The organism is Candidatus Krumholzibacteriota bacterium, assembly GCA_016932415.1.
In the GTDB taxonomy this organism is placed as follows: Bacteria; Krumholzibacteriota; Krumholzibacteriia; order Krumholzibacteriales; family Krumholzibacteriaceae; genus Krumholzibacterium.
Genome location: JAFGCX010000034.1, coordinates 20,511 through 32,733, shown reverse-complemented (window position 1 = coordinate 32,733; position 12,223 = coordinate 20,511). Strand labels below are relative to the sequence as shown.

13 protein-coding genes are annotated in these 12,223 nt (G+C 50.6%); 2 read left to right on the top strand and 11 right to left on the bottom strand.

The genetic code is table 11. The annotated features are described in order from the left end of the window. The first annotated feature begins 81 nt into the window (after positions 1-81). Complete coding sequence (locus JW814_11345; GenBank protein ID MBN2072038.1) at positions 82-2,394, top strand: N-acetylmuramoyl-L-alanine amidase; 2,313 nt, start codon at positions 82-84, stop codon at positions 2,392-2,394. 88 nt (positions 2,395-2,482) lie between these two features. After that, on the top strand, positions 2,483-3,151 hold the full coding sequence (locus tag JW814_11340) for an energy transducer TonB (protein MBN2072037.1): 669 nt from the start codon (positions 2,483-2,485) through the stop codon (positions 3,149-3,151). Between the two features lie 31 nt (positions 3,152-3,182). Here the strand turns inward: JW814_11340 and JW814_11335 are convergent, their stop codons facing one another. From JW814_11335 to JW814_11285, 11 genes are all read right to left on the bottom strand, one after another. Further along, entirely contained in the window at positions 3,183-4,913 is a 1,731-nt protein-coding gene (locus JW814_11335) for a penicillin-binding protein activator (protein MBN2072036.1), read from the bottom strand. Positions 4,914-4,923: 10 nt separating this feature from the next. Next, positions 4,924-5,448: a gamma carbonic anhydrase family protein gene (locus tag JW814_11330; protein ID MBN2072035.1), complete on the bottom strand. Its 525-nt coding sequence runs from the start codon at positions 5,446-5,448 to the stop codon at positions 4,924-4,926. 10 nt (positions 5,449-5,458) lie between these two features. Further along, positions 5,459-5,944 (bottom strand): bifunctional nuclease family protein, encoded by a 486-nt coding sequence (locus JW814_11325; GenBank protein MBN2072034.1) that lies wholly within the window; start codon positions 5,942-5,944, stop codon positions 5,459-5,461. Between the two features lie 8 nt (positions 5,945-5,952). Next, positions 5,953-7,155, bottom strand: coding sequence for a peptidyl-prolyl cis-trans isomerase (locus JW814_11320; protein ID MBN2072033.1), 1,203 nt, complete (start codon positions 7,153-7,155; stop codon positions 5,953-5,955). A gap of 24 nt (positions 7,156-7,179) precedes the next feature. Beyond that, positions 7,180-8,247, bottom strand: coding sequence for a mannose-1-phosphate guanylyltransferase (locus JW814_11315; protein MBN2072032.1), 1,068 nt, complete (start codon positions 8,245-8,247; stop codon positions 7,180-7,182). Positions 8,248-8,313: 66 nt separating this feature from the next. After that, complete coding sequence (locus JW814_11310) at positions 8,314-9,684, bottom strand: phosphomannomutase/phosphoglucomutase (GenBank protein ID MBN2072031.1); 1,371 nt, start codon at positions 9,682-9,684, stop codon at positions 8,314-8,316. A 34-nt stretch (positions 9,685-9,718) separates the two neighbouring features. Beyond that, positions 9,719-10,162 carry a 50S ribosomal protein L9 gene (locus JW814_11305; GenBank protein MBN2072030.1) on the bottom strand — a complete coding sequence of 148 codons (444 nt, stop codon included), beginning with the start codon at positions 10,160-10,162 and terminating at the stop codon, positions 9,719-9,721. Positions 10,163-10,174: 12 nt separating this feature from the next. Further along, positions 10,175-10,432, bottom strand: a complete 258-nt coding sequence (locus tag JW814_11300) for a 30S ribosomal protein S18 (protein MBN2072029.1) — start codon at positions 10,430-10,432, stop codon at positions 10,175-10,177. Positions 10,433-10,437: 5 nt separating this feature from the next. Further along, entirely contained in the window at positions 10,438-10,770 is a 333-nt protein-coding gene (gene rpsF, locus JW814_11295; GenBank protein ID MBN2072028.1) for a 30S ribosomal protein S6, read from the bottom strand. A gap of 182 nt (positions 10,771-10,952) precedes the next feature. Further along, positions 10,953-11,528 (bottom strand): aminoacyl-tRNA hydrolase, encoded by a 576-nt coding sequence (locus tag JW814_11290; GenBank protein ID MBN2072027.1) that lies wholly within the window; start codon positions 11,526-11,528, stop codon positions 10,953-10,955. Positions 11,529-11,534: 6 nt separating this feature from the next. Further along, positions 11,535-12,218, bottom strand: coding sequence for a 50S ribosomal protein L25 (locus JW814_11285; protein ID MBN2072026.1), 684 nt, complete (start codon positions 12,216-12,218; stop codon positions 11,535-11,537). Positions 12,219-12,223 lie beyond the last annotated feature (5 nt).

Here is a 12,223-nt window from a genome sequence, read left to right as displayed (position 1 = left end):
GTTTGGACCGGCATCAATGCTACCGGTGAATTTTCCACCGTGGCAACCGGACATTAAATGATCGATCAGAAGGAGGATCGGATGAACCGCGCCCGGACCTGCCGAATAGCCGCACTGACCTTCATTATCCTGCTCTCAGGATGTGCTTCGAAACAGACTTCATGGGAGCGTCTTTACCTCCGTTTGAGCGAGGATCCGGGAAAAGCCGACGCGACAGTACTTACAGGCAGAAAGATCGTTATCGATCCCGGCCATGGAGGATATTTCGAAGGAGCGACCGGAATCGATTCGCTCACTGAAGCGGAAGTCAACCTTGGCGTCGCCCTCTATTTATGGGGACTTCTCAACGATGCCGGAGTTGATGTCGTCATGACAAGGACGAATGACCGGGATTTTCTTCCTGACAGCTCCCTTGCTCTCGGAGACGATCTCGCTGAAAGGACCAGGGTCGCCAACTCCTTCGACCCGGATGTCTTTTTATCGATACATCATAATTCCAATATTTCTCTCGACAGAAAAAAGAACAGCATAGAAGTCTATTACCGCGCCACAGATCCTGACGCTTCGATGGAACTGGCGACGGACATACAGACGCACCTGTCTAGAAACCTCGGAATAGAGGGATCGTCAATAAAACCTGGAAGCTACTATGTTCTAAGAAATTCTCTCGCCAGGGCCTCTGTGCTGGGAGAGGCCAGTTACATCTCGCATCCGGGAATCGAAAAGAAACTGAGGATCTCATCAAAACAGAGACTTGAAGCGGAAGCGTATTTCCTCGGCCTGATATCATATTTCTCCAGGGGCATCCCCGTAATCAGTCCGGTTGACCTCCCGGGGGACACTATCGGTCGACCGGAGATTATCTCTTTTACAGTGGCCCCTGGCGCCTCGATACCTGTAGACCCCTCCTCGGTCGGCATTCTGGACAATGGCAGAAGAGTCCCCGCCGTCTGGGATCCTTTGCTCGGCAGGATATCATACGCCCTGCCTTACGACGCCCCAAACGGAAAATACCGTTTTCAGGCTTACGCGAGAAGCATCCTTGGCGGCAGCTGCCTCAGTACGCCGTTTGAGATCTTATTAACCAGGCCGGCAAGACATATAATCGCGTTACCTTTTGAAAATTCGGCAGGACCTTATCTCTCGCTTTCCGTAAAGATACTCGATCAGTTTGGCGAGCCTGTAGCTGACGGACAGCCTTTAAAGGTGACACTGACGGGATCGGGAAAAGTGCTGAAAGGAAGATCTAAAAAAGGAGTCTTCCGATTCAGATCGGCAAGGAGTTCTCTCGACCAAGGACTTATATTCGAAGTCCCCGGTCTCTGCGACACGCTCTTTTTCACCCCTGGCGATGACCGGATGACTCTTTCTCTTATAGTAACTGACCGTGCAAGCGGAAAAGATATCGATGACGCCGCTGCCTTTTTCCCTGACGGGACTCTGTGCGCGGCCGGCGCCGCCGGAGTTCTGTCGATCCCCGCCTCTCTTTCCGCGAGTCCGATCACGATAACCGCCCCCGGCTATCGCCGGGTCGAGCTTGATGAGATCGCACCTGCCGGCGACACCGGTCGGACTGTGGTCATTCTTGAACCCCTCCTTGGTGGAATATTTCATGGCAAGAAGATCGTGATCGATCCTGCCGGGGGAGGTACGGAAGATTCCGGCCTGGGACCGATGCGGCTCAGGGGAGCGACTGTCAACCTCGATATCGCCAAACAGATGAGGGATATCCTCACGACAGCCGGGGCAGAAATCATCCTCACGCGCGAGGGGGAGGAATCACTTTCGCTCGACGACAGGATCGAAAGGACAAACAGGTTTCGCGGAGATCTCGCCCTCGGCCTCTATTTCGGTTCAGAATTGCCCGCAGGATCGGACGAGCCGCTCTTCCTGCATTACCCGGGAAGTGAAAAGGGTAGCAGGATAGCTGGCAGCCTGAAAGAGATGTCCGGCAATATTCCACCTTTTAAAAATCCCCTGATATCGGAGTCGTCCCATCTCTTTCTCCAGCAGACCAATCTTCCCGCGTGCGAGATCCATGCCGCGCTGAACGGAGAGACGGAAAAGATATTCTCCTCTCAGCTCTGGCGACAGATGCAGGCCAACTCCATCGTAACCGGCCTGGCAAGGTTTTTTGCCCCTGACCCAACGATTTTTCACAGTCATGACATAACCATATCAAGATCCGGATCGCCAGTTCGGGGCGCTATCGTATCTGTCGACGGTCTTTTCACCTCGATGACTGACGATAACGGCGTCGTTTCATACGGGCTCCTGGACGAAGGATCCCATATCCTGTCTATCATCCTTCCCGGAAATGAAAAGATGATATTAAGACATTTACAGTTACCAGGCGCCACCGAAGGCAATTCGATGATCGACGTCGATTTATGAGCCGATATGCTTATCAGGGATATCGCCACTGGTTGACTATTGAGACCTCATAGCTGATATTCATAGAAAAGGCTGGGTAGTCCGGGAAATGGGAAAAATAGTAGAATACGACAGAAAACTCACAAAGAGACTCATCCTGACGATCCCGATCGCTCTGATCACTCTTCTTCTCCTACTTTTCAGCGCTGAACGTTCCAGAGTCGTGGACAGGATATTTTCCGTAGGTTACGAAGGAGAAGAGAGGTTTGTACCGGAAATAACTATCATCGACGACAGAGGGATAGAGGCAGAGGTCTTTTCCGAGGAACGCCACGACATCGTCGTTCGCGAAATGGACCTGGTCAGCGAAGAAGAGGAAGATATTGAGGAAGAAAACCCCCGGATCTCCACTGCTCCCGAAAAAGAAATCGAAGAAATCACCTTCGACGAAGTGATCGATGATAACTACGTCCGCACCTATCCCTCCCATACCGATGTACCTTACAGGCAGGATTATGTGATACTCCGGATGATCCAGCCGGAATATCCTCAGGACGCGATGTTAAAGAGATCTGAAGGGTATGTCCTGGTCGAGGTATATATCAATGAGAGAGGTCTGGTCGATGAGGCATATGTGAGAAAAGTCTTCGGAATGAAAAGTTTCGAAGAAGCTTCGATCAAAGCTGTTCGCCAGTTTGAATTCAAACCTGTCATCGAAGACGGAACGCCAAGATCGTTCTGGATAAGTTTTCTCATCAGTTTCAGACTGACAGGTTGACCGGTTCTTTCGCCCCTACCCGGGACTGTTTCTACCTGTGGAGCGTCAGGGTCATGTAATCAATGACTTTTTCATTTCTGATCGTGTAGAACAGGATCCCTTTTCCCGAGACGAGTTCGATGTATTGATGCTGGTTATTCTCCAGGGACTTTGACATCTCTTCCCTTATGGAACTTCCATTCCGCCTGCTTTGCGCGACGGCTTCCAGCATTTTTCTGACACCGATATATCCGCCTATGACGAATCGATTGACATCGACCGCCTGCCTGTCCGTAAAGGCGGCAGCAGATCTGTATGCCTCTTCATCATCCTTGAGATCGATTACTGCCGGGAAGACAGCGCCTTCCATGTCCCGACCTGCCATTCGGAGCAGATTATTCGAGTTCCACGCGCTGGTTCCGAGCAACTGGACGCCGAATTCATAGAATGACAGCTGTGGAAGGATCAGAATCAGGTCTTCCACGTCGGAAGCTATGAACAGCGCGTCGGGATCGGCACCGCGCAGGCGTTCGATATTTACCTTGAAATCTGTATTGCCCTGGTCGTAATAATCGCAGACGACCAGAGAGGCACCGAGCAGTTCCACCGACTCACGGAAAAGAGCCTCGTATTCTCTTGAACGATGCCCATCGGCTGAAAGGAAGGCGATCCTTCTTTTTCCCATGATCGAACAGGCGATCCTCGCGAGAGCGATCAACTCGGCATCTGAACTGGTCCGCGCCTGGAAGATATGATCTCCGATCCCGTCGATACCTTCTTCGGAAGCGACTGGAGAGTATAGAACAACTTTATTGAACTGGGCGGCCTGCGCCGCGGCAATAGTGGAAGAACTCAGGACTCCCCCGACAAATGACGTCACTCCTTCTTCCCTGATCATTCTTTCAGTCAATTCGCGGGCTTCCAGGGCGCTCCCCTTTGTATCACCGACAACGATCTCTATATCGATTGTTCCCATCATCCGGGCTTCAGTCATTGCCGTCGAAGCTCCGGAGAGAAATGCCTCTCCAAGACGGCCGAATCTCCCGCTCATGGGGCAGAGAAGACCGATCGTCCGGCTATCGCCATTCTGCGTCTTTTCGATCTTTCTGTCGAAAGCAGGTACGGTCCTGCTTGTTATCAGGCGGTCAGGCATCACCCTGAGAGAGTCGGCGGCAATGAGCTGGCGTCTCAGAGATGAGACCCGGGACGTATCACTTCCCGCCAGCGCGTAGGAAAGTGATTGTTCGAGTATTATATCGATTCCAGGAATCGAAGCGTAGTCGACCCTAAGCTTGTCCAGCTGGCTTTCTGAAAGCAGGCTGGAGATCCGGGCAAGCAGGATCCTTGTCTCCTGATATTCCGAATCATTCATCCCGGCGCCTATGGCATCGAGAAGTTCTTCGGCGGCATCCTGATATCTGCCATTTTCCATGTCGACCCGGGCGAGAAGCCGCAGTGCCTCTCTTCTGTCAGATGGAGAGGCGTCTCCACCGGCGAGTGGAAGAAGGACTGTCCTTGCCTCGGTCAGATACCCGAGATTCAACGACGCTTTTCCGACGCAGATCCTTACCTCTGGTATTTCACTGCTTCCCCCGTATTTTTCAATATAGAGAAGGCCCTTCTTCCTGATTTCCTTATGATCCTCCTCAAATACGGAAGTCCTTATCTTCGTAAGAAGCCCTTCCCTGATCTCATCATCTGACTTTTCCGTCTGGACCGCTGGCGGGACCGACGCGCATGAAAGGTAGACAAGAACCAGGAATAATAAAGATCTCATCCTCATAAAGACATCCTTAACGCGAGAAATTGCCTGATCCCAGATATGACAACGCCAGTTGATGGTATTCCCGCGCCTGTTCGACAAGCCTGGACCGCGAATCCGCGTCGATCTTTTTCTTCACGGACCCGGGAACACCGGCGACCAGCGATCCGGGAGGTATGACGGTATTCTCGAGCACGACACTGTTAGCCGCTATGATCGATCCCTCTCCGATCTCCGCTCCGTCGAGGACTACCGCGCCCATACCAATCAACGATCCGTTCCCGATCATGCAGGAGTGAAGCACTGCTCCGTGCCCGACAGTCACATTATCTCCTATTATCAGCGGCGGACCTCCAGTCGTCACGTGACAGACGCAGCAATCCTGAATGTTCGTCGATTCGCCGATGCTGATCTTCCAACAGTCACCCCTCACGACCGCCCCATGCCACACGCTCGACCGGTTGCCGATAGTCACCTCTCCGATTACGCTCGCGCTGCCGGCTATATATACATCACTGCCGATGACGGGGCTGATCCCCTGAAAAGGCTCGATCAACAGATTCCTCCTATAGATCAATATCTCCGAATTCGCCCGGGTCGAGTTCCCTGAAATGTTTTTTGATCTCTTCCCCGGCGTTCTTCCCGACTTTCAGGTCCCTTTTGAATTTATGAAAAAGTTCCTTCTCCATGAAAAGCGGTGAACCGCAGCGCAGCGCCAGCGATATCGAATCACTCGGTCTGGCGTCTATATAAAAGACTTCCTCTCCTCTTTGAAGGATGATCCGCGCGAAGTATGTGTCTTTCTGCATCCCTGTTATCTCGATGGCGCTCACGACAGCTCCGAGTTCCTCGACTATCAGTTTGAGCAGATCATGCGTCATAGGTCTTTCAAAAGTACTGCCGGAGAGGGCAGTATAAATTGCAGACGCCTCAGCGGGACCTATCCATATCGGCATTATCTCCTCATCACCCTCCGCCTTGAGAAGGACGACGGGATGCTCCCTCTCCTTGTCGATCGCTATCGCGCTTACGTAGACCTGGATAAGTTCCATCGCGGTCTCTACTCGCTTTCCTTCTTCATCTCTTCATGGACATTTTCAATCGATTCGAATTTAGGATGTTCCTTGTGAAGATTTTCCAGCATCCATTCAGCCGATTTGGCGACTTCAGAATCAGGATATTTTTCCAGGAGTTCGTTATACGTCCTCTGCGCCTGGGTGAGGTCCTTCAGTTCTTCTCCATAGACGAATCCGATCATAAAAAGCGCCTGCGCGGCATATTTATGTTCCGGATATTTGTTGACGAGTTCCCTGTAATAAAGAACGCGGGTATACGCGGCGTCTTCAGCCTGGGCGATCTCCCAGAGCTGCTCGGGAGTCCTGGTCGTCGCGATGACGACTTCCTGGGCATAATTTACCGGTTTGAATTTATCTCTCAATGACTCTATCTCGACCTCCATCGAGGCTTTCGCTTTTTCCTGCTTTATTATATCGATTATGCTCTTTCTCACCTCGGAAAGAGGTTTTAACGATTCCGGTTTTTTATCGTTTATGCGAACGAGCGAATATCCCTTTCTATGTTTGATAACATCGCTCATCTCGCCTGTTTCGAGGTCTTTAATAGCGTCATTGAACTCCTTTGAATCACCGATGAATTTGACATAACCGTCAGTGTTGAAATAACCGAGCGACCCGTAAGCTTCCGCCGAGGATTTGTCCTCTGACTCGGCTTTGGCAATGGCGCTGAATTTTTCCCCATTTTCGATCCTTTTCTTCCAGGCGACGCATTTCATGCTGTCGACGGAAAAAATATGCTGGGCTTTTATTATCGCCTTGTTTGTGTACCTTTCTTCATGGTCTTTATAATACGATTCGATCTCTTCATCAGAGATCTCGATTTTATCGAAGATCTGCTTTTTGTAATAGGCGGAGACGAGCACCTTCCTCGTCACGACCTCTATCTGTTTCTTCGTCTCGGGATCATTCGCGAGATTCATGTTTTTCGCGGCAAGGAAGAGCAGTTCATCATTTATTACCATATCGACGAACTTCGCCCTTCCTCTCGGTCCTTTGAAATCATCTTTCTGATTTTCGGGCAGGGTCTCGAAGATCTCGTCGATCTCACTTTCCGTCAATTTCCTGTCTCCGATCCTGGCGGCAACGCCTTCATTGATCTGCAGGGGTTTGTCCTTTTCCCCGCATGATACGAGAATCAATCCCGGTATCATTAAAAATACTGCCAACAGTATTTTTTTCCCTGTCATTTCGACCTCCTGTTGCTCTCTGTCCTAAAGAATCTCCTTTTTTCCTTCTTTTTCCATCTTCTCGACCAGACTCCTGACGCGCTGGCTTTCTCCCTTGCCGCATACCATGACTGTATCGCCATCTACAACTATTATCAGATCTTTCACTCCAATAGCCGCGATCGTTCCTCCCGGATGAAAGAAGAGATTGCCCGTCGAATCGATCGATTCGACTTTTCCCGGGCTTCTGTTCCCGTCTTCGTCCGCGGGAAGAATATCATAGAGAGCGTCCCATGATCCGACGTCGTTCCAGCCGAGATCGGCGGGTATGACCGCCACATTATCGGCTTTCTCCAGTATCCCGTAATCGACTGATACCGCCGGCATCAATGGATATTGATGGCCGACTGTATCGATGAACCGGTTTGATCCTATCGCTTCGGAGATCCTCTCGAGCGGTTCCGTTCCCTCAGGGACAAACCTTTTCCAAGCGTCGAGGAATACTGACGGCCTCCACATGAAGATCCCGCTGTTCCAGTAATATCCGCTCCTGTTTATATAATCGCGAGCCTTTTCTATTTCCGGTTTTTCATGGAATCTGCTGACTGAATAGATATCGCCATTTCCACCATCCAGGGGGCTACCCGATTCTATATAGCCGTATCCCGTGGAAGGATAAACCGGCCTGATTCCGAAAGTGATCAGAATATCCTGCTTCGAAGCTATCACGGCAGCTTGCCTGACGACTCTTTCAAATGACGAAGCATCGTTTATTATATGATCTGACGGACAGCAGAGCAGAGGTTCATCATCTCCCGCTGCCAGGGCCATCGCCGCCGCTACGGCAAGGGAAGGGGCGGTGTTTCTTCCGGCAGGTTCGGGAAATATATTGGCTTCGGGTATCAGTGGAAGCTGCTGGTGGACCAGATCGACCTGGCTCTCGACGGTAAGGACGAATATCTTCGAGGGGTCGATCAGTGATGAGACCCTGTCAAATGTAACTGACAGCATTGTTCCAGAACCGGATATATCTATAAACTGTTTCGGTCTCTCAGCTCTGCTCAAAGGCCAGAAGCGTTTACCTTTTCCTCCTGCAAGGATGGCAGCGTACACTATATACCCCACAATCAGGATCGAAAGCGACAGAAATGATTCAACCAGGCTTGATATTATACGGTATCATCCATCGATAATTCCCGAAATATCGATATATTTACCGAGTATGGCGAAGAATTCCCTTCGGATCTCATCGAGAGCTTCTTTATCGGTCGCTTCGAACCTCAGGACCAGCACAGGTTGAGTATTCGAAGCCCTTATCAGACCCCATCCCTTGTCGAATCTTACCCTGGCGCCATCTACATCTATGACTTCCCTCGTCGCCCTGAAATAATCCCGTATCTCGTTCACTATTCTGAATTTGCTTTCATCGGTGCAATCGACACGAATCTCCGGGGTATTGATATATTGAGGAAGACTCTTATAAATTTCACTGAGAGGGACTTCACTCCTCGAAACGATTTCGAGAAGCCTGCACGCAGCGTATATCGCGTCATCAAAACCGAAATACCTGTCGGCGAAAAACTGGTGGCCGCTCATCTCACCGGCAAGAAGAGCTCCCTCTTCCTTCATCTTCTTTTTTATAAGAGAATGCCCCGTTTTCCACATGATTGGTTTTCCGCCATGGGCTAAAATATCCTCTTCGAGTCCCTGTGAGCATTTAACTTCGAAGATAACCGACGAACCTGGATTATCGGCAAGAATTTCTCTGCTGTATATCGCCAGGAGGCTGTCTCCGCGGATGATATTCCCTTTATCATCAAGGACTCCGATCCTGTCGGTATCTCCATCGAATCCTATGCCGAGTTCAAGACCACCCTCGATAACAGCCTTTTTCAGGTCCACGAGATTTTTTTCAACGGTAGGATCGGGGTGGTGGTTGGGAAAAGTGCCATCCGGCTCCATGAAAAGTTCGACGGGGTCACAACCGAGTCTCCTGAATATCTCCGGAGCCGATATCCCCGACGTCCCGTTGCCGCCATCAATGGCGAACCTGACAGGCCTTGCCAGCTTGATATTGGAAACGAGATATTCAATATATTCGCTGTTGGCATCCCTCTTTGTCATTTTCCCGTTTCCATCCGAGTAAAGACCACCAGCTTCTATGATCGCGTGGAGTTCGAGAATATCCTTGCCATATACCGATCCGTCGCCCCGGATTATTTTGAATCCGTTGAATTCTGCTGGATTATGACTTGCCGTTATCATTACTCCGCCCCTGATGCCCCATCTTTCAGCGGCGAAATAAAGCACTGGTGTGGGAACTGTCCCTATATCGACAACATCGATCCCACCCTTCATAAGCCCGTCGGTCATCGCATCAAAATAACTGTTGCTACTGGGGCGTACATCTCTTCCGACGACTGCCGTACCGATATCTTCACGTCGCAACGTCACCGCGATAGCTCCACCGAGCAATCTTACGTTATCGGGAGTAAGATCCTTGTCGACCAGGCCCCTTATATCATATTCCCTGAATATATTTTTCGGGATATCGATGACAGACCTCCTGTCTCCGGCTTATACCCTATTCTTTTACAACCCAGATCTTTACGGGCAGTTCGATCTCTCGATGGATCCGTATATCAACAGTATAGACGCCCAGCATCTTGATCGGGTCCTCCAGCATGACCATCTTCTGATCGACATCGAATCCCTGCTGCGATATCGCTTCAGCGATATCATGGGCGGTCACGCTGCCGTATAACTTGTCTTCTTCACCCGCCTGGACGACGATCGTACAGGAAAGGTCCTTCATCTTCTTTGCCACTTCCTGAAGAGAACGCTTGACCTTGTCTTCCCTGATCTCGATAAGGCGATTCTCCTGTAAAATCACTCTCTTCATCGATTCGGTAGCAGGCACGGCCATCTTCTTCGGCAAAAGATAGTTTCTCGCGTAGCCAGGCTTGACTTTGACTATGTCTCCACGCTCTCCGAGTCCGGGAACGCTGGTTTTCAATAATAGTTCCATTTCAAACTCTCCCTATCGGAAATATATCTTTACGAACGGCAGGAGCGCGATCGCCCTGGCCCGTTTTATAGCGTGCGCAAGCTGTCTCTGGTGACGCGCGCAGGTACCGGTTATCCTCCTGGGAGAGATCTTCCCCCTGTCGGTAATAAACCGGCGCAGAAGCACATCGTCCTTGTAATCGATACTGAGCTTGTCGGCGCAGAAACGGCACGGCTTATTCGTTGTCTTCCTGTCTTTTTTCTTCTTCTTTGCTATAGATTTTCCACCCATTTTTACTACTCCATTATCTCGTCGGTTGCAGTTTCAGCTTTTACAGCCGGCGGATTTTCATCGATGACGATAAGATGACGTAAAACGGCATCGTCGAACCTGTATATCCTGTTGAGTTCTTCAAGGATCTCATTATTTCCATGAAATCGCATAAGGACATATGTCCCTTCGAATTTCTTGGCGATCGGATACGCAAGCCTCCGTTTACCCCAGATATCGATCGTCTCGACCGAACCTTTCCTGGATTTCACGATCTCGTCGAAACGGGTTGTCTTCTCTTTGACAGCCATTTCTTCAAGAGATGGGTCAAGGATATAAACGCACTCATAGGCACGCATTGGCGGGTTCCTCCCTTCGGACGTTCTCGACTTTCCCTTCCTCTTCAGTGGGAAAGTAGGGATTCAATCATTGATTTTATCGCCTGCCTTAAAAAACACCTGGTGAATGGCAGGCCTTCAGTCCTGGCAATATAGCAAAGACGCACGGCACAGTCAAGACAGATAATAAGCTTATCCAGCTCTCACTGGCCACCCATTCGCCTGTTGAACTCTCTCTGGGCAGCCTCGATACCTTCCCGTACCACGAACTCGATAGCATCGACACCCTCTTCCACCATTTTTTCGGCAAGCGGTTTTTCAATAGCAGTAAAAGGAGAAAGGACAAAATCGCTCCATTCCTCACCATCAGGGGAGGGGCCTGCTCCCATTCTGAGCCGCGGGTACCGGTCTGTTGCCAGATATCCGCTTATCGACTCAAGCCCCCTGTGGCCTCCGCTTCCCCCGCCTTCCCTTATTCTAAGACGGCCCAGTGGCAGGTTTATATCGTCGCAGATGACCAGAAGGGATTCTCCGGATATCGAGGGGAAAAGCTCGAGCGCCTGTGCCGAGAGGTTCATATATGTGAGCGGTTTGATGAGGACGATATCCCGACCGGCCACGCTCCATCTTGAAACAAGCGCCGTATCCCTTCGATTCTTCCATTCGAGCTTTCTCCGCCTGGCGAGAAGATCGAGAGTATCGAATCCAAGATTGTGTCTGGTCGATCTGTATTTTCCACCGGGATTTCCAAGTCCGCAAAGAAAAGATATATCGGACATACCCGCCTAGTCGCTCTTTTCCTCGTCAGCGTCTTCAGACTCAGAATCCTTGCCTTCAGCCCCTTCCGCTGCTTCCTCACCTTCAGCCGCTTCCGCTGCTTCGATCTCTTCAAGTTCAAGTTTTTTCGGCGCGGCGACTGCTGCGATCAGGGTCGAATCGTCGTCGAAGATATCAAGTTCCTTGAATTGGCCGATGATATCTTCCACGTGGATCGAATCGCCGAGAAGAAGATGGGACACGTCAATATCGATCGACTCGGGAATATTCGCCGGAGTCGAAATGATCCTGACTTCCCTGGCCCTGTGGTCTAGGATCCCGCCGAAGTCCTTGACGCCCTTCGGTATGCCTATCAGGTTTACCGGAACTCCGACCTTGATCTTCTCATCACTTGATATTCTCTGGAGATCGACATGAAGGATATCACCGGTGACAGGGTGATGCTGCACGGCCTTTACCAGCGTGAGCATGGTGCCCTTTTCCAGGCCATCTACCGTCACGCTCAGAATAAGATGTTCCGTCGTGGCATGGTGGAGTATCGTCCAGAATTCGTGAGCTGGAATCGCCAGTGACACGGGTTCTTCCTTGTGTCCGTATAAAATACCGGGGATCTCTCCGCCCGACCTCAGAGTGTGTGCTACTTTCTTGCCCGAATCTGATCTTACCCGGGCGCTTAATTCTACCTGTTTCATTTTTC